This is a genomic window from Streptomyces sp. NBC_01298, assembly GCF_035978755.1.
GTDB lineage: Bacteria > Actinomycetota > Actinomycetes > Streptomycetales > Streptomycetaceae > Streptomyces.
Genome location: NZ_CP108414.1, coordinates 664,586 through 685,542, shown reverse-complemented (window position 1 = coordinate 685,542; position 20,957 = coordinate 664,586). Strand labels below are relative to the sequence as shown.

Sequence of the window (20,957 nt, the reverse complement as noted above, 5' to 3'; positions counted from 1 at the left end):
CTCAGAGCAGCGGGGTCAGGGCCCGGGTGGCGGCGAGCAGGGCGGGCGCGTAGGCCTCGATCTCCGTGCGGGAGACCAGGAACGTGACGGTGGTGATGCTGACACCGCCGATCGGACGGCCGCCGGCGCCCGGGATCGCGGCGCCGATGCAGCGGATGGTCGCCTCGTTCTCCTCGTCGTCCAGGGCGAAACCCCGCTCCCGCACCCGCTCCAGCTCCGCCTCCAGGTCCTGCCACGTCGTGAGCGTGTGGGGGGTGCGACGCGGCAGCCCGGCCGCGGCGACCAGCTCGCGGGCCTCGGCCGCGGGCAGCCCGGCCAGGATGCTCTTCCCGATCGCGGTCGTGTGCAGCGGCATCCGCATGCCGATCCGCGAGGCGGTCTGGAAGGGCTGCCGCTCGCTCTCCAGCTTCCGGATGTAGGTGATGGTCTCCCCGCTGTGCAGGGCGAGGTGGACCGCCTGACCGGTGGCCTCCCGCAGTTCCCGCAGGATCTGCTCGATGCTGGCCGGTTCCCCGCCGCTGACCAGGGCGGACAGTCCGCGCAGCCGGGGGCCGACGCCGTAGCGGCTCTCGCCCTCGGAGCGTACGAAGCCCTGCTCGATCAGCGAGGCCAGGATGCGGAAGGTGCTCGACTTCGGCACGGCCGCCGCCGCCATGACATCGGTGAGCCGGTGCGGGCCGCCGGGCGCGGCCACGGCCTCCAGGATCCGCATCGACTTCTCCAGCGCCGTGCCCGCGGTGGAGGTCCGGCCGCCCCGGGCGGTGCTTTCGCCCTCCGTGGTCTCGGGCCTTTCGTCCATGGACAACGGGTCTCCAAAGGTGGGTATGGTCTGCACCAGAGTTCCGTTACACGATACCAAGTTCCATTACGTGGAACAAATGGAGGATCCTTTGTCCTGTCACCCGTATGCGGCCATCACCGCGCAGCGCCTGCTGCCGGTCCTGCGCAACGCCGACGCGGACGAGGCCGTCCGCCACACCACCGCCCTGCTCGCCGCCGGCTGCCGCGCCGTCGAACTCACCACCTCCACCCCCGGCTGGGCCGAGGCCGTGGCCCGCACCGTGCCGCTCACCGACGCGCGGGGGCGGCCCGCCCTCATCGGAGTCGGCACCGTCACCACCGCGGTGGCCGCCCGGACCGCCCTCGACGCGGGCGCCGCCTTCCTCATCTCCCCGTACCCGGCTCCCGAGGTCCGCGAGGTCGCCCTGGAGCGCGGGGCCGTCTTCATCGAGGGCGGCTTCACCCCCGGCGAGATCGCCTCCGCGGTCCGGTCCGGCGGTGCGGCGAAGGTGTTCCCCGCGCACGTGGGCGGCCCGCGGTTCATCCGCTCCCTCAAGGCGGTCCTCCCCGACGCCCTGATCATCCCCACCGGCGGGATCGCGCCGGGCGAGGTCCGCGACTGGCTCGACGCCGGGGCCGCCGCCGTCGGGATAGGCAGCGGCCTGCCCGCCGACCCGGGCGAACTCGCCGCCGTCTTCGCCGACCTCGCCCGGCCCTGCTGCGGCGCCTGCGCCGGCTCGGAGCCCCGGCCGTGAGCGCGCCGGAGGCGTACGACGTCCTGGTCCTGGGCGAGGTCCTCGTCGAGATCCACGCCGAGACGGCCCTGCGGGACGCCGCCGACGGCACCCCCGCCCGCGTCTCCTTCTCCGGGGACGCCCTCAACGCCGCGGCCGCCGCGGCCGCCGCCGGCGCCCGCACCGCCCTGCTCGCCGTCGTCGGCGAGGACGAGCTGAGCGTCCCGCTGCTGGCCCGCGCCGCCGAACTCGGCGTGGACGTCTCCCACGTACGCCGTTCCCCGCGCCCCAACGGCGCCTATCTGCTGGCCGCCGACACCGAGGGCGACCGCGCGTTCGTGTACTGGCGCACCGGCAGCGCCGGATCCACCCTCTCGGTGGAACACGTCGAGTCCTGGCGGGAGTTGCTGACCGGCTCCAAGGCCCTCATCACCAGCGGCATCACCGGCGCCCTGTCACCGAGCAGCCGCGAGGCCGTCCTGCTGGCCGCCGAGACCGTGCACGGAGCCGGCGGGCACCTCTCCTACGACCCCAACTTCCGCTCCCGGCTGACCGGTCGGGGCGAGGCGCGCACACTGCTGGCCCGCATCGCCCCGCTGGCCGGGCTGCTGAAGACCTCCTGCCCGGCCGACGCGCTGGCCATGGTCGACACCGACGACCCGGCCGAGGCCGCCGCCCGCTTCCGGGCCCTGGGCGCCCGCACCGTCGCGGTCACCGCGGGCGCCGACCGGCTGCTGCTGGACGACGGCACGGGGGCGGCGTACCTCCCCGTCCCGGTCAACCCCGACCCGGTCGACGCGACCGGCGCCGGGGACTGCTTCACCGGCACCGCCACCGCCCGGCTCACCCTGGGCGACAGCCTCGCGGACTCCGTCGCGTACGCGACGGCGGCCGCCTCCCTCTCCGTGTCCGGCCGCGGCGGCACCGGACGCGTCCCGCACTTCACCGAGACGGCCGCCCTGGCGGCGGCCCACCGGGAGGACATCCTCGGGACGGGGCGGGCGAAGACATGAGCATCGTGCCCAGGGGGTGCTGCCGCCTCGGCGGAGATAAGGACGGCTGCTACGCGGCCGCGAGCCGGGCGGTGTCCTCGGCCGACAGCCGCAGCGCGCCGGCGGCGACGTTCTCGGCCAGGTGGTCCGGGTTCCCGGTGCCCGGGATGGCGAGGACGTGCGGGCCCCGGCTCAGGGTCCACGCCAGGCGGAGCTGGGCCGGGGACACCCCGTGGGCCCGCGCGAGATCGCGTACCGCCGGGCCCTCCTCGGTGACCCCTCCGGCCTCCTTGCCCGCGCCCGCGATCGCGAAGAAGGGGACGAAGGCGATGCCCTGCTCGCCGCAGGCGTCGAGGAAGGCGTGCTCCTCGGCCGGCGAACCGATCCCGTACGCGTTCTGCACGCAGACCACGGGCGCGATGGCCCGCGCCTCGGCCAGGTGGTCCGGCCGTACGTTGGACACGCCCAGGTGCCGGATCAGCCCGGCGGTGCGCAGTTCGGCGAGCGCCCCGAAGTGCTCGGCGATCGAACCGGTCGTGGCCTGGCGCGGGACGCGCAGGTTGACCACGTCCAGGTGGTCGCGGCCGAGCTGGCGCAGGTTCTCCTCGACCTGCCCGCGCAGCTGCCCGGGCTCGGCCCACCACCACTCGCCGGCGGCGTCGCGGCCCGGCCCGACCTTGGTGGTGATGACCAGCTCGTCGGCGTACGGGGCGAGGGCCCGGTTGATGAGCTCGTTGGCGGAGCGGGTCGGGGAGAAGTAGAAGGCGGCCGTGTCGATGTGGTTGACGCCCAGTTCGACGGCCCGCCTCAGCACCCCGGTCACCCGGTCGCGGTCGCTGGGGGAGCCGTCGGCGAGGTGCGTGAGGCGCATCGCGCCGAACCCGACGCGGCGGACCGGGAGGTCGCCGAGGAGCCAGGTGCCGGAGTCGGCCGCGTTGATCTTGTCGGAAGTCATCGGGTGAGGGTACCGGTGAGGGTGTCGGGGTCCGTGATCCAGCCCGCGAACAGGACCAGACCGGACTCCCGGTCGACGGCGAGGAAGCCGAAGGGCCGGTCCACGTCGAACGCGGCCTGCCGGGCCCGGTGCGTGGGGACCACCCGGGCCCCGCGGAACATGCCGACGGCGGTGACCGCCGCGGCCTCGAACCCCTCCGCGTGGAAGCGGGCCACGGCCGACTGGCGGGCGGAGCCGACCGCGAGCGGGACGGCGGAGATCCCGGGGAAGTGGCCGGGGCCGGCGGCCGCGGAGCTGAGACCGAACAGTTCGGCCCGCCGCAACAGGTCGTGCTCGGCGCGGATGTCGAAGGCCACCGTGCAGATCCGGACCACGGGTTCGGGACTGGTGGAGTCCACCGTGCTCAGGGACAGCCCGGGCCCCGCGGCGCCGTCGGGAAGCTCCGCCGCGGTCGAGGAGGAGAGCGCGCCGGTGACCTCGGCGATCCCGGTCGTCAGAACCTCCCCGGGCGCGGCCCCGGGCTCCCCGAGCAGCAGGTGCACGTCCGCGCCGAGGGCGCCGGGCACGCGGAGCAGGGTGACCGGGCCGGAGGGCCCCCGGGCCACCCGGATCCGCTGGGGGAAGGCGTGGGTGACGGCCAGCCCGCGCAGGCGGCGCTCCCTCCACGGTCCGAGCGCCGGCCGCACCTGCCGCTCGGAGAAGGGCTGCTCCCAGGTAAGGTGCAGCGCGAGCGCGGAGGCCAGGACCAGCTCGACGTGCGGACCGACCTCGACCGGCATCTTCTCCACGAGGCCGTCGGTGCGCTCGGCGGCCCAGGCATCCAGGGCCTTGCGGTCGGTGTCCTCGTCCCCGGTGAGCGTGGCCCGGGTCCCGGCGGGCAGCCGGGCCGACCAGGCCTCCTCCAGCGGGAGGTCCCGCCGTGCCCACAGGCCGGTGGCGGCCCGCAGGCCCCGTACGCCGTCCAGGGCGGTCAGCAGTTCGCGGGCGGCCTCGGCGGCCGTGTCCGCGGGTATGCCGAGGGCTTCTTGCAGCTCGGTGCGGGCCGGGCCGTCGGCGCCGTCCGCGAGCAGGGCCAGCAGCGGCCAGAGCCCGGCCGCCGTGAACACCGTGCCTTCGGCCGCGTGCGCGTCCGCGGACCGCGCCGCCCAGCGTGCCGTCAGGCGGTTGACCGCCTCCACCGTCGAGTTGTCCATGGAACGGAGCCTACGGGGAGGGGCCGGGCGGAGCGGGGGCGGCTCAACCCCATTCCTCGGCATCCAGCTTCGCCCAGGCCTCGGCTTCCTCCGCCTCGTGGTCCTTCTCCTCCTCCTCGTACGGGAGGGGGGCCGCCACCCAGCCCGCGGCGAGCACCAGGCGGGAGGTCCGGTGGACGGCGAGGAAGCCGAAGGGGCGGTGGAAGCTGACCTGGGCCCGGCGGACGCGGTAGGTGACACGGGGCAGGCCGGCGCCGACCGTGCCGATCGCGGTGACGGCCGCCGCCTCGAAACCCTCGGCGTGGAAGCGTGCCACGGCCGCCTGCCGGGCCGACCCGACGGCCAGGGGATCGCTGCTGATGCCGGGGAAGTGTCCGGTCCGCGTGTCCGAGGCGCTCGCCAGCCCGAACAGCCCGGGGGAGGCGAGGAGATCGTGCTCGGCCCGCGCCTCGAAGGCCACCGTCCGGATGCTCAGCCAGGGGTGGCGGTCGACGGAGGCAACCCGGCCGATGTGCAGGCCGGGCCCGGGATTCCCCTCGGGGAGCAGGCTCGCGCCCGTGGTCGGGATCGCCCGGGTGACCGCCGCGATGCCCGCCCGGAGGGTCTGGCCCGGCGGGGCCTGCGGTTCGCCCAGGACTAGGTGGACGTCGACCCCGCCGTCGCCCACCACCTCCAGCAGGGTCACCGGACCCGTCGGCGCATGCGCCACGCCGGCCCGGTCCAGCAGGGCCGTACAGCGGCTCAGCCCCTGCACGGTCCCCACGATCCCTTCGGCCCAGGGGCCTTCGTCGATCCAGGTCGGCCAGGGGGTGAAGGGCTGGATCCACCGCAGGCGCAGCGCCAGCGCCGAGGCGAGCACGCAGCGCGTCTCCTCGTCGACCGGGACCGGCATCTTCTCGACGAGGCCGTCGGTGCGGTCGGCGGCCCAGGCGTCCAGGGCCTTGCGGTCGGTGTCCTCGTCCCCGGTCAGCGTGGCCCGGGTCCCGGCGGGCAGCCGGGCCGACCAGGCCGCCTCCAGCGGGAGGTCCCGGCCCGTCCACAGGCCGGTGGCGGCACGCAGGCCCCGTACGCCGTCCAGGGCGGCGAGGAACTCCCGGGCGGCTTCGGCCGCCGTGCCGGCGGGTATGCCGAGGGCTTCCTCCAGCTCGCTTCGGGCGGGTCCCGCGGCCCCGTCGGCGAGCAGGGCCAGCAGCGGCCAGACCCCGGCGGCGGTGAGGACCGTGCCCTCGCCGCCCGTCACGGCCCGGCCGGCCCAGCGCGAGGTCAGTGCGTTGACCGCTCGTACCGTCTGCGTCTTCATGCGGGGAGCGTAAGGGTTGGGCGCCGCCGGGCCGCGTCGTTTTTCCGCGGCCCGGCGGCGCTGTTCAGGGGCGGGGCCGTCAGCGGCCGCGCAGGCCCTCGTCGACCGCGGTCATCAGCTCGCCGTCGGCGGTGTCCGCGTCGAGCGACCAGAACATCGCGCCGCCGAGGCCCTCCTCCCGGATGTACCGGGTCTTGGTGCGCAGCACCGTCGGGTCGTCGTACGTCCACAGGGTGGTGCCGTCGAACAGCCAGGCGCTGCCGTTGCGGCGGTCCCGGTGCAGCTTGTAAGTACCGGACGCCGCGAGCTGCTTGAGCTCCTTGTAGTCCGCGTACCCGTTGGCCCAGGCGGCCGGCGCCGGACCCGTCGCGGGCTGCCCCATGCCGTCCCCGCCGCCGCTGACGCCGGTCCAGCCCTGCCCGTAGAACGGCATGCCCATCACCAGCTTGTGCGCGGGCGCGCCGCGCCGCTCCCAGGCGTCCACCGTGCCGTCGACGCTGAAGTCGTTCCTCGCGTACAGCGCGGACTGCTGGGCGGTGGTGGCCTCGCCGGAGACGTGGAAGTCGTAGCCCTGGAGGGTCACGAAGTCGAGGTCGCGCATGATCCGGCGGACGTCGAAGCCCGCGTCGATCTTGGCGGGGGCGGTCGGGACGAAGGCGGACAGCTCGTACTTCGCCTTCCGCTTCTGGCCGCGGGCGTAGTCGTCGAGCTGCGTGCGGAACTCGCTGACCAGCGCGGTGAAGTTCTTCTTGTCCTCGGGGCGGTAGGTGGTGTCGGTGTCGCCCGAAGAGCCGGGCCACTCCCAGTCGATGTCGAACCCGTCGAAGATCCCGGCAGCCGAACCCGCGCCGCCGCGGGTGCCGTCCTGCGGCAGGTTGCCCTTGATGTACAGGTCGATGCAGGAGGACACGAGGGCCTTGCGGGAGGCCGGGGTGAGCGCGGCGTCCGAGAAGTGCGTCGACCAGCTCCAACCGCCGAGGGAGAGCAGGACCTTGAGGCCGGGGTGCTTGGCCTTGAGCTCGCGGAGCTGGTTGAAGTTGCCGGCGAGCGGCTGCACCCAGTCGTCGGCGACGCCGTCCACCGAGTTCTCGGCGTCCAGCGGCCGGACGTAGTCGGCCCAGGCGTCGGCCTCACCGGGGATGTTGCCGGTGAAGCACTTGCCCTCCGCGCTGATGTTGCCGAAGGCGTAGTTGATGTGCGTGAGCTTGCTCGCGCTGCCGTTCTTCTCCAGGTCCTGAACCTGGAAGTCCCGTCCGTAGACGCCCCATTGGGTGAAGTAGCCGACCTTCTTGTACGAGCGGCCGTGCCCGGAGCCCTCGTGGCCGGAGCCGTCGTGGGCGGGGGCGAAGGCGGTCAGCAGGGAGAGGGAGCAGGCGGCGACTGCCAGCTTGCCGAGCATGCTGCGGCGCATGGGCTTCCTTTGCGGATGCGGTGAGTGGTGCCGGGGCGCGTGCGCTGTGCATGCGGAAACTATTGGTCTGGACCACAGCGGGTCAAGGGGGTGGGGCAACTCGTTCCACACGGGGGGACGTTCGGCCTGATCCCGGATCAGGGCAGGCCCCGCTGGCCGACATCGTCGGCGAGCCCGCAGTCGAGGTGAACCGGACCCCGGCGAGGCCCGCGTCCCGCAACACCCGGAAGGCGGCGGAGTCGGTCGCACTGCGGCCGGGGTCGAGGGTGGCGGTGCGGGGGTCAGCTGTCCACGACCCGATACGCGCCGTCTCAACCTGCGGACGTCAACTGGATCGTCCCCGGCGGGCAGGCCCCACTCGTCATGTCCCTGACCAGCGAAGACGGTCCGCTCGTCGACCGGCTCGAATCTTCCGGCGCGCGGACCCGGGGCGAAATTTCCCGCGGTTGACCACCGAATTCAGTGGATCTTCGGTGTGCGCCGTGGCATGGTTGGTCTCACCGAAGGGGTGTAGCTCAGTTGGTAGAGCACCGGTCTCCAAAACCGGTTGTCGTAGGTTCGAGCCCTGCCACCCCTGCCAGACGAAGTAGCAGGTGAAAGCTTGTTTTTAGTCCCCCGGCCGATCAGGGCCGGGGGACTTCTTCGTCTCTGGAGTCCACTAGTGACCTGAGTCAGAGATTCGGTGGCAGTAGGCGGCGACTTTGTCGAGGATCTCGTCGGCTGTCTTCGTCCAGAGGAAGGGCTTGGGCTGGTCGTTCCAGTCGGCCAGCCATGAACGGATGTCGCGCTCGAGAGCCTGGACGGAGCGGTGGACTCCACGCTTGAGCTTCTTCTGGGTGAGCTCGGCGAACCACCGCTCCACCAGGTTCAGCCACGACGCACTCGTCGGTGTGAAGTGCAGGTGGAACCGCGGGTGTGCCAGCAGCCATTTCTTGATGTCCGGCGTCTTGTGGGTCGCATAGTTGTCGAGGATCAGATGGATCTGAAGATCCGCCGGCACTTCTTTGTCGATCTTGGCCAGGAACTTCTTGAACTCGGCGGCCCGGTGGCGGCGGTGGAGAGACCCGATGACCTTGCCGGTGGCGACCTCCAGGGCCGCGAAGAGGGTGGTTGTGCCGGCGCGGATGTAGTCGTGACTGCGGCGCTCTGGAACGCCAGGCATCATCGGCAGGACCGGCTGGGACCGGTCCAGGGCCTGGATCTGCGACTTCTCGTCCACGCAGAGGACCAGAGCCTTCTCCGGCGGGTCCAGGTAGAGGCCGACCACGTCGCGGACCTTGTCGATGAACAGCGGGTCCGTCGACAGCTTGAACGTCTGCGAACGATGCGGAGCCAGCGCGAACGCCCGCCAGATCCTTGAGACGGTCGACTGCGACATTCCCGTGGCCGCGGCCATCGACCTCGTCGACCAGTGCGTCGCGTTCTTCGGCGTCTCTTCCAGTGTTTTGACGATCACCCGCTCGACATCAGCGTCGGTGATCTTCCGCGGGACACCCGGCCGCGGCTCGTCGCCCAGCCCGTCCAGGCCGTGCTCCAGAAACCGCCGCCGCCAGGTGCGGACCGTGTCCGGCGCGATCCCAAGCCGCCGCGAAACTTCCATCACCGAATGCCCGCCCGCGCACTCCAGCACGATCCGCGACCGCTGAGCCAGAGCCTGAGCTGTCGAACGACGACGTAACCAGCCCTCCAGCACAGCACGCTGGGCATCAGTCACCGACAACGGCGGAATCTTCGGACCGGGACGACTCATGCCGAACTAACGACAAACCTCAGACTCAGGTCACTAGTAGTGCTTCGTTAGGTTCTGGATCTGCTGGCGGTCAGGGGGCGGCCGCAGGTGGTGCAGGTGCCGGTCCAGCACCTCAGCAGGTTCTGGAGCACGTCCAGGACTTGGTAGAGGGTCAGGCCGGCGTGGGTGCTTTTGGGTCGAGCCGCCTGAGGGTGAGGAAGGCCTGTGCGGCGGTGACGAGGGTGACGTGGTGGTGCCAACCGCGCCAGGTCCGGCCTTCGAAGTGGTCCAGGCCCAGGCCGTGCTTGAGTTCGCGGTAGTCGTGTTCGATCCGCCAGCGCATCTTCGCCCACCGCACCAGGTCGGCGATCGGGGTAGTGGCGGGCAGGTTGGTCATCCAGTAGCCGGTCGGCTCGTCCGCTCCTGCGGGCTGTTCGACCAGCAGGGTTCGCAGCGGCAGGACCCCGTTCCACTGGCTGCGTCCACCGGCCTGTTCCTGGGCGGTCCGGCAGGCTTCCTTGCCCGACGGACGCACTTCCAGGACAGCGAAACGCGAGGTCATCGCACTCTTGCTGCCATGGCGCCAGGTGATGTCCTGGAAACAGGTGCCGGGATCGATGAAACTCTGCAGGGACTGGGCCGCATCGCGGTAGCGGGGCAGCGTGGGCGGCCCCAGCCCGCCGTAAGCCGGCCGGAACGGCTCGGCGGAGGCAGGCCGTGCGACCTCTTTGGGATCGACCGCCACCACGTAGGACCAGCCGCGTTCCTCCAGCGCGAGCCGGAAGGAGACGCTGCGGCCGTAGCCGGCATCGGCCACGATCACCGGCACCCGCGGCAACCAGGTGGCGAGGCGGTCGAGCAGGCCCAGAGCCAGACGGGTCTTCGACACGTGCCCGATCTCGTCGGGCACCCCGGCCCTTTGCCGCCGGCCCTCGTCCGCCGCCCAGTCCTCCGGCAGGAACAACTCCCACTCCAACGGGCAGGACGCGAGGTCGGTTGCCGCGTGGACGCTGACCGCGACCTGGCAGTTGGCCGTCTTGCCCAACGCGCCGCAGTACTGTCGGGCCACCCCCACGGATGCCGTCCCGCACTTGGGGAAGGACACGTCGTCGACCACCCACACCTCAGGCCCGACAGCCTCCGTCAGCCGTTCGGCGATCCGCTGCCGCACCGGCAGCGGATCCCACGGCGACTGATTCACGAACTGTTGCAGGGCCTGCATGTTCCCGTCCGGCAATCGCTCGGCCATCGGCTGGATCGACTTACGCCGCCCGTCCAACATCAAACCCCGCAGATAACACCCGCCCCACCTGCGCTGATCCCGCCGCGGAAGCGAAGCGAACACATCGGCAACGAACTCCGCCAACTCACCTCGGAGTCGTTCCACCTCCCCAAGCCTCATAACCGGAAGATGCCCACCACCAGGCGAGATCACCCGACGTAACGAAGCACTACTAGGCCGTCTCTTTCGGATCTTGTCGGCCGAGTCCGCGGCGTCTGGTGCCGTGCCTGGGCGTGCTGTCGGGGCGCTCGCGTACTGGGTGTACGTGGTCGCCTCGGCAGTGCGGCCAGGCGCGGTGCCAGGCGTCGCGGGCCCGGCAAGATCCGAGAGAGACGGCCTAGGAGGCAGAGGCCCCTTCCCCTCGGACAGGGCGCGTAGCCTTCTCCGGGTGACGAAGACCGTGACGCATGTAGAGATGACGGACCCCGGTCAGCTCGTGCCCGGTGTTCCGGTTCCGGAACTCGCGCTCGTCGCTGTGGACGCGGACCTGTCGCTGGTTCCCGGCCTGATGGCCAGGATCGGTGCTCCGTACCGGTGGCGCAGCGCCCGCCGGAGTCCCCAGGAGTGGCAGGCGTGGTTCGCCGGGCATCCGGACCGGACCTGCTGGCTGCTGCACTTGGGGGACGAGCCGGCCGGCGTGGTCTGCTACGACCTCCACCCGGGTGCCGACGTCGAGATCAGGACGTTCGGGCTCCTGCCCGAGTTCACCGGGAAGGGGCTCGGCGGTCATGCGCTGACGCTCGCGATCCGGCAGGGCTGGAATCTGGTGCCCGGCGTGCGCCGGGTGTGGCTGCACACGTCGTCGGCCGACAACCCGAACGCGCTGCCCAACTACCACCGCCACGGGTTTCGTACCTTCAAGACCGAAGAAGAAGGCGTGTCGGACTCGAACATGCCCTGACCAATGCCGGGTCGGCCTGTCAAGCGGACACCATCCGCCGCGACTTCACGGACACCGTAGATTCACCCGGTGACCTACGACATCATGCTCGTGCGGGTGCGGCCGGGCCTGACGCTTCAGGAAACGCTCGAGGGCCTCAACGCCGACTTCGATCCCGATGCCGACCTGCCGCTGCTTCGCGTTACCGACGCGCAACGCGGCGAGTGGGACCGGACCCTGCGCCGAGTCTCTCGGGACATCGGTCCTGTCGAGTCAGCGGAGTACCTGTACAGCCTCACCCTTGAGACGCTCGGTCCGCCGGGGCGCGTACAGCTCGACTACTACGGGGACACGGCCCACATCGAGATCCCCTACCGCCACTCGGGTGCGGCGGCGTTGGAAGTGATGGAACTGGCTTATCGCATCGCTCGGATCGTGGAGGACGAAACCGGCCTGACCGGACACGACTTCGAGGTGGGCCAGCCCACCCGAACCGGTGACCCTGCCAAGGCCGCCGTCCGGCTGGGCGGTGTCTCCGATTGGGCACAACACCACGTGATCTAGAGGATCACAGGGCCTGTCGGCGGCCAGAGGTCTCGCGCAGCCATCGGGCGTGCCGGCGGACGTGCGACGCGTCCTGGGGGAAGTAGCCGGCCCAGTCCTCGTCGAGGGGCGTCCAGGCGGCGGGCTGTCCGCTCTCCGCTGCCAAGGGGGTCGCCGCACTCGCGATCGCGACGAACGACAGCCCGAGGGTCGCCGCCCACTCCGCGCGGTAGGAACGCACCGTCGCCGCCGCGGGTTCGGGCAGCAGCTCCACCGCGATGCCGGTCTCCTCGAAGAGTTCGCGACGTGCTCCCTCGCGGGGGGTTTCACCCGGCTCGACGCTGCCGCCCGGCGGAACCCAGCCACGCCACCGGTGATGAACCAGGAGCACCCGGGCGAGATCCTCGTCGAAGACCCACACCTCTGCGGCGAGCGGCGCCGTGGACCCCTGGCCTTCGGTGGTCAACCACTGGCCGGCGCCGTCGAGGTGGATCCTTGCCAGCCGCACATCGGCGGCCGCGGCCTCTGCGACCCGGCGGTCGAACGCATCAGGAATCATCACCTGCGCACCATAGGGCGGGGGTCTGACACCGGGACGGCACCAGGCCATGCCCGGCCCCTTCGGTTCCTCGGCGTGGCCCGGCTCGGCGTGCGCCCCCCGGCGGGGCTCAGTACGTCGGGCAGAGGTTGGCCTGGGCGGCCGCGACGATCAGGGCGGACTTGACGGGGCCGAAGCCGTCGGGGTCGTTGGGGCCGATGAAGCGCTGGTTGGCACCGGCCACGCGCTTGGCCGGGTCCTTCTCGCCCTTCATGGACTGGCACTGGTCGAGGCCGCGCGAAACGGCCTTGTCTTCCTTGCCGTTGACGATCTCGGGGTCGATCGCGTTCAGGGCGGCCAGGTAGGCGGCGCGCTGCGCAGGTGCGGGGCTCGGAGGGAGACCGCTGTCGGGGCGGGCCGCACTGGGATCGGCGCTGGGCCGTCCGGCGCTCGGATCGACGCTCGGTACGGTCGAGGCCGGGGCCGGGCCGGAGGACTTGCCGGGGGCCGGGGCGTCCGAGTCGCCGCACCCGGCGAGGGCGAGGAGTGCGGCGCCGGTGAGGGCGGTGATCACGTGGTGTCTGCGCATCGGGTCATCGTCACCCGGGGCGGGGCCCGGTGGGGCCCCGTGGGGGCCGCTGTGACCGGGCTGTGACGCGCCGCGCCGCCCCCCGGCCCGGTGCGAAGCCGGCCGGCCCGGTGCGAAGCCGGCCGGACCGGTGCGGAGGTGCCGGAGGAACCCGGGAAGAACGCCTAGCCTGGGGGAATGAACGCCACCGCCGGGCCCGAGCCCCGTTCCGACCTGCGGGACTTCCTGCGTTCCCGGCGCGCCCGGATCGGCCCCGAGGAGGTGGGGGCCGCCGCCCACCCGGGAAGGCGGCGCGTGCCCGGGCTGCGGCGCGAGGAGGTCGCGCAGCTCGCGGGGGTCAGCGTCGACTACTACACCCGGCTGGAGCAGGGCCGTACCCAGCACGTCTCCGCCGAGGTCCTCGACGCGGTGGCCCGTGCGCTGCGGCTCGACGCCACCGAGCGGTCCCACCTCTTCGAGCTGGCCCGGCCCCAGCGGGCCACCGGGCCCGGACGCGCCGCCGGCGCCCCCGGCCGCGCGGACGCCGACGGCCCGCAGCGGGTGCGGGCGGGCCTGTACCGGGTCCTGGACGCCCTGGAGGACGGCACCCCGGCGATGATCATGGGGCGCCGGCTCGAAGTCCTGGCCGCGAACCGGCTCGCCGAGGCCCTGTACGCCGACTTCGGCGCCCCGGGGCCGGGCGACCCGAAGTCGCGTACCCAGGGGTCGCGCACCCCGGAGTCGGGTGCGCCCGATCAACGCGGCCGCAATCTGGCGCGGTTCCTCTTCCGCGACCCCGCCGCCCGCGAGCTCTTCGCCGACTGGGAGGGCGCCGCGCGCGGAGTCGTGGCCGCGCTGCGGTTCTACGCCGGCAGGCACCCGTACGATCCGGATCTGAGTCCGCTCGTCGAGGAACTGAGCTCGCTCGACCGGGACTTCCGGCGCTGGTGGGCCGGTCACGACGTACTCGAACACACCCACGGCACCAAACGATTCCGGCACCCCGTCGTCGGTGAACTGGCCCTGGAGTACGAGTCCCTGGCCTTCCCGGACGACCCCGACCAGACCCTCTACCTCTACACGGCCGAGCCCGGATCCCCCTCCGACGAGGCGCTGCGCGCCCTCGCCTCCCGGGTGGCCGGCGCGGTGCGCGCGGAACGCTGACGTCGTCCTTCTGGCACACTGGGCCGGGTTATCCAGGCGGTGCAGGACAGGAAACCGGTGCGAATCCGGTGCGGTCCCGCCACTGTGACCGGACGCCCCGCGCTTGCCGCGCGGGGACCCGGGAGTCAGACACTGACGCACCGCCTCTTTCGGTTCGACCAGGGGACGCGGATCCCCGGGAGAGGCTCCACCATGTCTTCGTACCCCCGTGCGCTGCTGCGCGCGCTCCTGCCCGTACCCCTCCTGATACCGCTGGCCGCGTGCGGGGGATCCCCCGCGGCGCAGGACGCGAAGGCCACGGCGGGCGCCGCGCCCGGCTTCCCGTACTCGGTCACCAACTGCGGTGTCACCAGCACCTATCAGGCACCGCCGCGGCGCGCGGTCGCCATGAACCAGCACGCCACCGAGATCCTGCTGGCCCTCGGGCTGGAGGGGAAGACGGCCGGGACGGCCTACCTGGACGACGCGGTACTGCCCGCCTACCGGCCCGCGTACGACAAGATCAAGGTGCTGGCGAAGGAGTACCCCTCCCGGGAGGTCCTCCTCGGAGCCAACCCCGACTTCGTGTACGGGGGTTACTCCAGCGCCTTCGACAAGGCGCAGGGACGCGACCGCGAGCAACTCGCCAAGTCCGGCATCAACTCCCGCCTCAGCGTCGAGTACTGCACCCAGGGCAAGGTCGGCCTCGATCAGCTCAGGACCGAAATCACCGAGGTGGCACGGACCTTCGGCGTCCCCGAGCGCGGCGAGCGGCTCATCGCGGACGAACAGCGACGCATCGACGCCGTCACCGCGCGCGTGAAGGACAAGGGCAGGCCCGCCGTCTTCGTCTACGACTCGGGCGAGGCCTCCGCCTTCACCTCCGGCGGCAACGGCATCGGCAACGAGATCGTCTCACTCGCGGGCGGCACGAACGTGTTCGCCGACCTCCAGGACACCTTCGGCGACGTGTCCTGGGAGAAGGTCATCGAGCGCAAGCCCGAGGTCGTCCTCATCTACGACTACGGCGGCACCACCGTCGAGGCCAAGAAGCAGCGCCTGCTGAAGGACCCCGCGCTGGCGCAGGTCCCCGCGATCAGGAACCAGCGGTTCGTCGTGCTGCCGCTGTCCTCCGCCGTGCTCGGCGTACGCGTCGCGGACGCCGTCGAATCGCTGGGCGCCCGGCTCCACCCCGACGCCGCGTGAGGCTCCGGGCCGCCCGCGCGTTCACCCGTACCCCGGTCGTACTGGCCCTGCTGGCCGCCGCCCTGGCCGCGTCGGCCCTGGCGGGGCTGGTCCTGGGGCCGGTACGGATCCCCCCGGGCCGGGTGCTCGACCTCGTGCTCGCGGGGCCGGGGCCCCGGGCCGGAGGGGGCGCCTTCGGGGCGATCGTGTGGGACGTGCGCATGCCGCGGGTCCTGCTCGGGGCCGTCGTCGGCGCGGGACTGGCCGTCGCGGGAACCGTGCTCCAGGCCCTCGTACGCAACCCGCTCGCCGACCCGTTCCTGCTCGGGGCCTCCTCCGGGGCCTCCGCCGGAGCGGTGCTGGTGATCGTCTTCGGCGCCGGATTCCTCGGCTTCGCGGGCACCGCCGCCCTACCGCTCGCCGCGTTCGCCGGGTCGATGGGCGCACTCGTCGCCGTCTACGCGATGGCCCGGCGCGGCGGTGCGATGACCACCGGCCGGCTGATCCTCGCCGGAGTCGCCGTCCAGTACGTGCTGTCCGCGCTGACCAGCCTGGTCCTCGTGCTGTCCGCGCGGCCCGATCAGGTGCGCAGCGTGCTGTTCTGGACCCTCGGCGGGCTCGGCGGGGCACGCTGGAGCGAACTGGCCCTGCCCGCCGGGGCCCTGCTCCTGGGCACCGGCTCGCTCGTCGCCCTGGCCCGGCCGCTGGACCTGCTGCTCGCGGGAGAGGAGGGCGCGCAGACGCTGGGCCTGGACACCGGCCGGTTCCGGGCCGCCGTGTTCGTCCTCACCTCGCTCGTCATCGGCGTACTGGTGGCCTACAGCGGGGCGATCGGATTCGTGGGGCTGATGGTCCCGCACGCCGCACGGATGGTCGTCGGCGCCGGGCACCGGGCGCTGCTGCCCGTGGCCGCGCTGGGCGGGGCGGTGTTCCTGACCCTGGCCGACCTGATCGCCCGTACCGCCGCCGCGCCGGAGGAGATCCCGGTGGGCGTGGTCACGGCGCTCGTCGGCGGGCCGTTCTTCCTGTGGATGCTGCGCAGGTCCACCCGTACCGAAGGGGTCGTGGGATGAGGGCGCGACGGCCGACCGGTCCGGTGGCGCGGGCAGCGGCCGAGGCGGCGGAACTCGCCGTCGAAGGCGTCCGGTACGAGATCGACGGGCAGCCGCTGCTGCACGGGATCGACCTCACCGCCCGCCCCGGTGAGACGGTCGGAGTCGTCGGCCCCAACGGCAGCGGCAAGACCACCCTGCTGCGCTGCGTCTACGGCGCCCTGCGCCCGACCGGCGGCCGCGTGCTGCTCGACGGCGTGGACGCGGCCTCGCTGGGCGTCAGGGACCGCGCCCGGCGGGTGGCGGTGGTGCCCCAGGACGCGGCCGGCACCTTCGGGCTGACCGTGCGCGAGGTGGTGGCCATGGGGCGCAGCCCGCACAAGCGCTTCTGGGAGCAGGACGGACCCGAGGACGTGCGCCGCGTGGCGGGGGCCCTGGAGACCGTCGGCGCGGCCGCCCTCGCGGGCCGCCGCTTCGACGGGCTCTCGGGCGGCGAGCGCCAGCGCGCCCTGGTGGCCCGCGCCCTCGTGCAGGATCCCGGCCTGCTCGCCCTGGACGAACCGACCAACCACCTGGACATCCGCTACCAACTGGAGATCCTCGGCCTGGTCCGTGCCCTGCCGGCCTCCGCCCTGCTGGTCCTGCACGACCTCAACCTGGCGGCCCTGTACTGCGACCGCCTGTACGTCCTGGAGGGAGGCCGCGTGGCGGCCTCCGGCACCCCGGCGGAGGTACTGACGGAACCCCTGCTGGCCGAGGTCTACGGGGTCCGCACCCGCGTCACCGCCCACCCGACGACGGGCGCGCCGCACATCGTCTACCTTCCGGAGCATGGGGAGCGAACGGGGTAGCGGCGTGACGGCGAGCTGGGACGGGCTGCGGTTCGGGGAGGCCGTGGGCCCACGGCTGCGCCAGGAGCGCCTGGAGGGCCTGAGCATGAACCGCGCCGCGCCCGACGGGATCCTGGTGGCGATGCTCGGCATCAGTGACCAGCTGCTGTACCGGGCGGACCTGCCGCAGGCGGTGGTGGAGGCGGCGATCGCACACCCCGCGTGGGGCGTGCGCGGCAGTCTGGCCGAGCACCGGGGCACCACGCTGCGTTTCTCCAGGACCGGCACCCGGACCTGCGTCACGCTCACCACCGAACAGTGGTCCCGGCTCGTACGGGGAGAGCCGTCCGAGCGGCGCCGGTACCAACTGGCGTCCGCGGCGGAGGCCGCCGGGGGACGGCCCGCGCCGGATGTCTACGAAGCGCTGGCCGCGGCCCGCTCCGACGAGGCGCGGGCGGCCGCCGCGAGCCTGGCCGCGATGCCGGAGCGGTTGCTGCGGGCCCTGTCCGCTGACCCGGTGGCCGCCGTGCGCGCGGCGGCGGTCGAGGCCGGCTGGGCGGGCTTCGACGACGGGGTCCGGGCCCGCCTGACCGCGGACCCCGCCGAAGCGGTGCGGACGGCGGTCGGCCTGGCCCGGCACGAGGAGGTCCCCGTCACCTGCGCGCTCTTCGACGGGGCGCGGGTGACCTTCGACCTCGTGGAGACCCGGCGGCTGGCACCGGAACTGGTGCTCCGCCTCGGCGCCGACCCGGACACCACCTGGCGCAGCTGCCTCGCACGCAACCCGTACCTGGAGCCCGGGCAGGTCGCCGTACTCGCCGCCGATCCGGAGCACGCCGTACGCCTCGCCGTATCGCTGAGGCCCGAGCTGACGGAGGAGGAGCGGGCCGGCCTCCTGGCGGGACTGGAAAAGGACGGCATGCGCCGCCCAGCCCCCTGGGTGACGGCCCTGCACGGTGATCCCGAGGCCATGCGGCGGCTCGCCGGCTCGGTCCACCCCGTGCTGCGCGGCAGCGTCGCGATGGCCCGGCGGCTGCCGGCCGACGTGGTGGAGCGGCTCGCCCGGGACGAGGACCGGACCGTGCGCTTGTTCCTCGCGGAGCGGTGCGACGACGCCCCGGCGGACATGCTGCTGGAGGTGTTCACCTGGTGGACCGGCAGCTTCTCGACCCCGAACCGCCCCTACGGCCACCCGAACTTCCCCGGCCGGAACCTGCTCCGCTACGCCGAGGACCCCGACCGGCGGCTGCGGCAGCTCGCGCTGGACGACCCCGACTCCACGGCGGAGCTGGTGGAACGCTTCAGCCGGGACGAGGACGAGGAGGTCCGGGCCCGGGCGGCGACCGACCCCCGGCTGTCCGGGGAGTCGGCGCTGCGGCTGCTCGGCGACCCGTCGCCGGCGGTGCGCCGGGAAGCCGCGGAACATCCGCGGCTTCCCGGGCCCGCGCTGGCCGGGTTGCTCGCCGACGAGGAGACGGCCCGGTCGGCGGCCCGGAACCCGGCGCTGCCGGAGTGGGTCATGCGGCGCATGCTCGACTGAACGGAGCGCCGGGGTGGGGCCGTGCGGGCCCGTGCGGGCCGGGGCGGGCCGGGGCGGCCCTACTTCTTGAAGCCGCCGTACGGGACGGTGATCAGTTCCATGCCGTGGCCCGAGGGGTCCTGGAAGTAGACGCCGCGGCCGCCGTCGTTGTGGTTGATCTCGCCGGGGAGCTGCCCGTGCGGGTCGGCGAAGTAGGTGATCCTCGCCCGCTTGATCTTCTCGAAGGCCTCGTCGAACTCGGCCTCGGAGACGAGGAACGCGTAGTGCTGCGGGGTGATGGACTCGGCGGGGATGGTCGCGAAGTCCAGGGTGACGCCGTTGGCGACGTCGACCGGGATGAAGGGGCCCCAGGGGGCTCCGACCTCCAGGCCGAGGAAGTACGCCAGGAACTCGGCCGACTCCCGGTGGTCACGGGACTGGACGATCGTGTGGTTGAGCTGAACAGCCATGAGTGGATGCCTCCGAAAGGCACATCTCGGCACCTCCATGCCTCACCCGGCCGGTGACCGACACGCGATGCCGCGACATGATCCTAAACATCCCTTACGGGCGGAGTCCAGTGCGTTCGGCGCGGGGGGCCGGGTCTACCCCCCGTACACCGCCTTCACGTTGTCCTGCGCCGCACGGGTCCGTCCCGCCGGGCCGGCCGCGAAGACGCGGAGCAGGTTCTCCGTCACCCGGGTGGTCAGAGCGCCCGAGCGCGCGTCCAGGCCGTGGTTGGTTCCGCTGCGCCCGTCGCCCTTCGCGTCGAGGGCCTCCACCCAGCGCATCGTCCCCGTCGCGAAGACGGCGGCGCCGCTCGGAGTCGTGTAGTACGCCGTGTCCTGGTGGCTGGGGCGGCCCTCGCAGACCACGGGGGAGTGGGCCAGGATCTCGATCGGACGCGGAGTGGTGAAACCGGTGTTGACCTTGTCGTACTCCACGCCGACCAGGTGCGGGTAGCTGTCGCCGGCCTTCGCGCCCGTGCCCTCGAACAGCCAGTGGCCCGGGTTGGTCACCACGTACGGGGCGTCTACCGGGTAGCCGTCGTAGATCACGCCGAGCAGCGAGCTCTCCGGGTCAGCGCCCGGCGCGGAACGGAAGTCGACGGTGGCGGGGTGGCCGCGTTTGAAGCCGGGGTCCTGCGCGTAGGAGGACTTGTAGCAGACCACCGTACGGTCCGGTCCGAGCTCGGAGGCCTCCAGCCGGATCCGGCGGTAGCAGCAGTTCGCGCCCAGGATCGCGATGTTGGTGCCCGCGTCCCGGGCCGCCGTGACGTGTGCGCGCTGCTCGGGCGACCAGTACTCGTCGTGGCCGAGGGAGAGCACCGCCGCGGCGCCTTCCAGCAGGCGCTTCTCCCGGGCCACGTCGGTGGTCGTCGTGTACGCCAGCGGGATGCCGAGCCGCTCGGCGAGCGCGAGCAGCGGAGCCTCGTACACGAGGAAGAGACCCGCGCCGTCGTCGTACTCGTAGGGCCGGTCGAAGGTCACGGCGAGCGCGCGCGAGGCGTATCCGCCGCTGGGGCCGTCGTAACTGCCGTAGCCGCCCCAGCGGTTGTACGCCTGCCAGGTCGCCACCGCGTTGACCACGACGGTACGTCCGGCCGTGGCGGCGGACCGCACCGTGACGGGGACGAACCGCTGGCCCTCGCCGCCCTGCGCGTCGAGGCGCAGCAGGTAGCAGCCCTCGGGCCAGTCCTTGGTCTCGACGGTGGTGCTACGGGCCCACCGGGTGCGGACCGTACGGGTCGAGGCCTCCACGGTGTGGTCCGGCTGACGCACCCCGGGCAGGGCCTCGGAGCGCCAGACCAGGCGGGCCCGGGCGCCGCCGTACCAGCCCATGCGGTACGCGGAGACGGTGAACCGGGGCGCGGTGGTGGAGACGTGCAGGCCGAAGGACTCGCCGGGCAGCACACTGACCCGGTCGGCGAAGCCCTCGATGGCGCGGGCCGGGCCGGCCTTGGAGACCTGCCAGTCGGCGTTCCCCGGGCGGGCGTTCTCGGCCCGGACGTCGAAGCCGTGCGGCCCCTCCTTCTTTCCCGGCGGACCGGACGGTGCCGGGCTCTCGCCGGTCCCCGCCCCGTCCGCCCCGTCCCGCTTCCCGGCGTCGCCGTTCGCGCAGCCGGCCACGGCTGCCAGCCCGGCGGCGGTGGCCGCGGCCCCCGTCGCCAGGGCGAGGAACCGCCGCCTGCCCGCGCCTTCGCCGTCCCCGGATATGTGCTCCTGATCCATACGGGTCACGCTATGTCACCCTGTGGGCCTGGCTTTTGTCGCCCCGCGGAGTGTCCCGGGATCGGACGGTCCGGGGACCGGATGGGCCGGAG

At 72.8% G+C, this 20,957-nt stretch carries 20 protein-coding genes, 1 tRNA gene and 1 riboswitch; of the genes, 10 read left to right on the top strand and 11 right to left on the bottom strand.

Annotation, left to right across the window (positions count from 1 at the left end):
* Position 1 precedes the first annotated feature (1 nt).
* On the bottom strand, positions 2–799 hold the full coding sequence (locus tag OG730_RS02990; protein ID WP_327302650.1) for an IclR family transcriptional regulator: 798 nt from the start codon (positions 797–799) through the stop codon (positions 2–4).
* A gap of 91 nt (positions 800–890) precedes the next feature.
* Here OG730_RS02990 and OG730_RS02985 point away from each other — a divergent pair, with 91 nt between their 5' ends.
* Complete coding sequence (locus OG730_RS02985) at positions 891–1,535, top strand: bifunctional 4-hydroxy-2-oxoglutarate aldolase/2-dehydro-3-deoxy-phosphogluconate aldolase (RefSeq protein ID WP_327302649.1); 645 nt, start codon at positions 891–893, stop codon at positions 1,533–1,535.
* Entirely contained in the window at positions 1,532–2,527 is a 996-nt protein-coding gene (locus OG730_RS02980) for a sugar kinase (protein ID WP_327302648.1), read from the top strand. Before OG730_RS02985 ends, OG730_RS02980 begins: the two co-directional genes overlap by 4 nt.
* A 49-nt stretch (positions 2,528–2,576) precedes the next feature.
* Here OG730_RS02980 and OG730_RS02975 read toward each other — a convergent pair whose 3' ends face one another.
* The 4 genes from OG730_RS02975 to OG730_RS02960 all read right to left on the bottom strand — a co-directional run bounded on the left by OG730_RS02975 (position 2,577) and on the right by OG730_RS02960 (position 7,365).
* Positions 2,577–3,461: an aldo/keto reductase gene (locus tag OG730_RS02975; RefSeq protein WP_327302647.1), complete on the bottom strand. Its 885-nt coding sequence runs from the start codon at positions 3,459–3,461 to the stop codon at positions 2,577–2,579.
* Complete coding sequence (locus OG730_RS02970; RefSeq protein ID WP_327302646.1) at positions 3,458–4,654, bottom strand: serpin family protein; 1,197 nt, start codon at positions 4,652–4,654, stop codon at positions 3,458–3,460. The genes OG730_RS02975 and OG730_RS02970 overlap by 4 nt, the downstream gene beginning before the upstream one ends.
* 43 nt (positions 4,655–4,697) lie before the next feature.
* On the bottom strand, positions 4,698–5,954 hold the full coding sequence (locus tag OG730_RS02965; RefSeq protein ID WP_327302645.1) for a serpin family protein: 1,257 nt from the start codon (positions 5,952–5,954) through the stop codon (positions 4,698–4,700).
* A gap of 79 nt (positions 5,955–6,033) precedes the next feature.
* The gene (locus tag OG730_RS02960; RefSeq protein ID WP_327302644.1) at positions 6,034–7,365 is read right to left on the bottom strand and encodes a glycoside hydrolase family 18 protein; all 1,332 of its coding nucleotides are present in this window, start codon (positions 7,363–7,365) and stop codon (positions 6,034–6,036) included.
* A 504-nt stretch (positions 7,366–7,869) separates the two neighbouring features.
* Between OG730_RS02960 and OG730_RS02955 the strand changes: the two genes are divergently transcribed.
* A tRNA-Trp gene (locus OG730_RS02955) sits at positions 7,870–7,945 on the top strand.
* A gap of 78 nt (positions 7,946–8,023) precedes the next feature.
* Here the strand turns inward: OG730_RS02955 and OG730_RS02950 are convergent.
* Together OG730_RS02950 and OG730_RS02945 are read right to left on the bottom strand one after the other, a co-directional pair.
* Positions 8,024–9,115: an IS630 family transposase gene (locus OG730_RS02950; RefSeq protein WP_327302643.1), complete on the bottom strand. Its 1,092-nt coding sequence runs from the start codon at positions 9,113–9,115 to the stop codon at positions 8,024–8,026.
* A 151-nt stretch (positions 9,116–9,266) separates the two neighbouring features.
* A complete protein-coding gene (locus tag OG730_RS02945) occupies positions 9,267–10,496 on the bottom strand; it encodes an IS701 family transposase (protein ID WP_327302642.1) in 1,230 nt (409 codons plus the stop codon).
* 268 nt (positions 10,497–10,764) lie between these two features.
* Between OG730_RS02945 and OG730_RS02940 the strand changes: the two genes are divergently transcribed.
* Positions 10,765–11,277: a GNAT family N-acetyltransferase gene (locus OG730_RS02940; protein ID WP_327302641.1), complete on the top strand. Its 513-nt coding sequence runs from the start codon at positions 10,765–10,767 to the stop codon at positions 11,275–11,277.
* A 69-nt stretch (positions 11,278–11,346) separates the two neighbouring features.
* Entirely contained in the window at positions 11,347–11,820 is a 474-nt protein-coding gene (locus OG730_RS02935) for a hypothetical protein (RefSeq protein ID WP_327302640.1), read from the top strand.
* A 4-nt stretch (positions 11,821–11,824) separates the two neighbouring features.
* Here the strand turns inward: OG730_RS02935 and OG730_RS02930 are convergent, their stop codons facing one another.
* Both OG730_RS02930 and OG730_RS02925 read right to left on the bottom strand, forming a co-directional pair.
* The gene (locus OG730_RS02930; protein WP_327309133.1) at positions 11,825–12,358 is read right to left on the bottom strand and encodes an NUDIX domain-containing protein; all 534 of its coding nucleotides are present in this window, start codon (positions 12,356–12,358) and stop codon (positions 11,825–11,827) included.
* Positions 12,359–12,467: 109 nt separating this feature from the next.
* The gene (locus OG730_RS02925; RefSeq protein ID WP_327302639.1) at positions 12,468–12,926 is read right to left on the bottom strand and encodes a DUF732 domain-containing protein; all 459 of its coding nucleotides are present in this window, start codon (positions 12,924–12,926) and stop codon (positions 12,468–12,470) included.
* 177 nt (positions 12,927–13,103) lie between these two features.
* Here OG730_RS02925 and OG730_RS02920 point away from each other — a divergent pair, with 177 nt between their 5' ends.
* From OG730_RS02920 to OG730_RS02900, 5 genes are all read left to right on the top strand, one after another.
* Positions 13,104–14,069, top strand: a complete 966-nt coding sequence (locus tag OG730_RS02920) for a helix-turn-helix transcriptional regulator (protein ID WP_327302638.1) — start codon at positions 13,104–13,106, stop codon at positions 14,067–14,069.
* Between the two features lie 47 nt (positions 14,070–14,116).
* Positions 14,117–14,204, top strand: a riboswitch (cobalamin riboswitch).
* Positions 14,205–14,261: 57 nt separating this feature from the next.
* A complete protein-coding gene (locus tag OG730_RS02915) occupies positions 14,262–15,254 on the top strand; it encodes an ABC transporter substrate-binding protein (protein WP_327302637.1) in 993 nt (330 codons plus the stop codon).
* Positions 15,251–16,306: a FecCD family ABC transporter permease gene (locus tag OG730_RS02910; RefSeq protein WP_442814809.1), complete on the top strand. Its 1,056-nt coding sequence runs from the start codon at positions 15,251–15,253 to the stop codon at positions 16,304–16,306. Before OG730_RS02915 ends, OG730_RS02910 begins: the two co-directional genes overlap by 4 nt.
* Positions 16,303–17,136, top strand: a complete 834-nt coding sequence (locus tag OG730_RS02905; RefSeq protein ID WP_327302636.1) for an ABC transporter ATP-binding protein — start codon at positions 16,303–16,305, stop codon at positions 17,134–17,136. Before OG730_RS02910 ends, OG730_RS02905 begins: the two co-directional genes overlap by 4 nt.
* The gene (locus tag OG730_RS02900; RefSeq protein WP_327302635.1) at positions 17,117–18,655 is read left to right on the top strand and encodes a PE-PGRS family protein; all 1,539 of its coding nucleotides are present in this window, start codon (positions 17,117–17,119) and stop codon (positions 18,653–18,655) included. The genes OG730_RS02905 and OG730_RS02900 overlap by 20 nt, the downstream gene beginning before the upstream one ends.
* A gap of 59 nt (positions 18,656–18,714) precedes the next feature.
* Here OG730_RS02900 and OG730_RS02895 read toward each other — a convergent pair whose 3' ends face one another.
* Together OG730_RS02895 and OG730_RS02890 are read right to left on the bottom strand one after the other, a co-directional pair.
* The gene (locus OG730_RS02895) at positions 18,715–19,104 is read right to left on the bottom strand and encodes a VOC family protein (protein ID WP_327302634.1); all 390 of its coding nucleotides are present in this window, start codon (positions 19,102–19,104) and stop codon (positions 18,715–18,717) included.
* A gap of 135 nt (positions 19,105–19,239) precedes the next feature.
* Positions 19,240–20,865: a N,N-dimethylformamidase beta subunit family domain-containing protein gene (locus tag OG730_RS02890; RefSeq protein ID WP_327302633.1), complete on the bottom strand. Its 1,626-nt coding sequence runs from the start codon at positions 20,863–20,865 to the stop codon at positions 19,240–19,242.
* Positions 20,866–20,957: the final 92 nt, after the last annotated feature.

Excerpts from the sequence above, each read along its gene's own strand:
- OG730_RS02925 (WP_327302639.1), bottom strand. The coding sequence starts at position 12,926 with ATGCGCAGACACCACGTGATCACCGCCCTCACCGGCGCCGCACTCCTC.
- OG730_RS02965 (WP_327302645.1), bottom strand. The coding sequence starts at position 5,954 with ATGAAGACGCAGACGGTACGAGCGGTCAACGCACTGACCTCGCGCTGG.
- OG730_RS02950 (WP_327302643.1), bottom strand. The coding sequence starts at position 9,115 with ATGAGTCGTCCCGGTCCGAAGATTCCGCCGTTGTCGGTGACTGATGCC.
- OG730_RS02900 (WP_327302635.1), top strand. The coding sequence starts at position 17,117 with ATGGGGAGCGAACGGGGTAGCGGCGTGACGGCGAGCTGGGACGGGCTG.
- OG730_RS02960 (WP_327302644.1), bottom strand. The coding sequence starts at position 7,365 with ATGCGCCGCAGCATGCTCGGCAAGCTGGCAGTCGCCGCCTGCTCCCTC.
- OG730_RS02970 (WP_327302646.1), bottom strand. The coding sequence starts at position 4,654 with ATGGACAACTCGACGGTGGAGGCGGTCAACCGCCTGACGGCACGCTGG.
- OG730_RS02895 (WP_327302634.1), bottom strand. The coding sequence starts at position 19,104 with ATGGCTGTTCAGCTCAACCACACGATCGTCCAGTCCCGTGACCACCGG.
- OG730_RS02915 (WP_327302637.1), top strand. The coding sequence starts at position 14,262 with ATGTCTTCGTACCCCCGTGCGCTGCTGCGCGCGCTCCTGCCCGTACCC.
- OG730_RS02920 (WP_327302638.1), top strand. The coding sequence starts at position 13,104 with ATGAACGCCACCGCCGGGCCCGAGCCCCGTTCCGACCTGCGGGACTTC.
- OG730_RS02930 (WP_327309133.1), bottom strand. The coding sequence starts at position 12,358 with ATGATTCCTGATGCGTTCGACCGCCGGGTCGCAGAGGCCGCGGCCGCC.
- OG730_RS02945 (WP_327302642.1), bottom strand. The coding sequence starts at position 10,496 with ATGAGGCTTGGGGAGGTGGAACGACTCCGAGGTGAGTTGGCGGAGTTC.
- OG730_RS02905 (WP_327302636.1), top strand. The coding sequence starts at position 16,303 with ATGAGGGCGCGACGGCCGACCGGTCCGGTGGCGCGGGCAGCGGCCGAG.
- OG730_RS02890 (WP_327302633.1), bottom strand. The coding sequence starts at position 20,865 with ATGGATCAGGAGCACATATCCGGGGACGGCGAAGGCGCGGGCAGGCGG.
- OG730_RS02990 (WP_327302650.1), bottom strand. The coding sequence starts at position 799 with ATGGACGAAAGGCCCGAGACCACGGAGGGCGAAAGCACCGCCCGGGGC.
- OG730_RS02975 (WP_327302647.1), bottom strand. The coding sequence starts at position 3,461 with ATGACTTCCGACAAGATCAACGCGGCCGACTCCGGCACCTGGCTCCTC.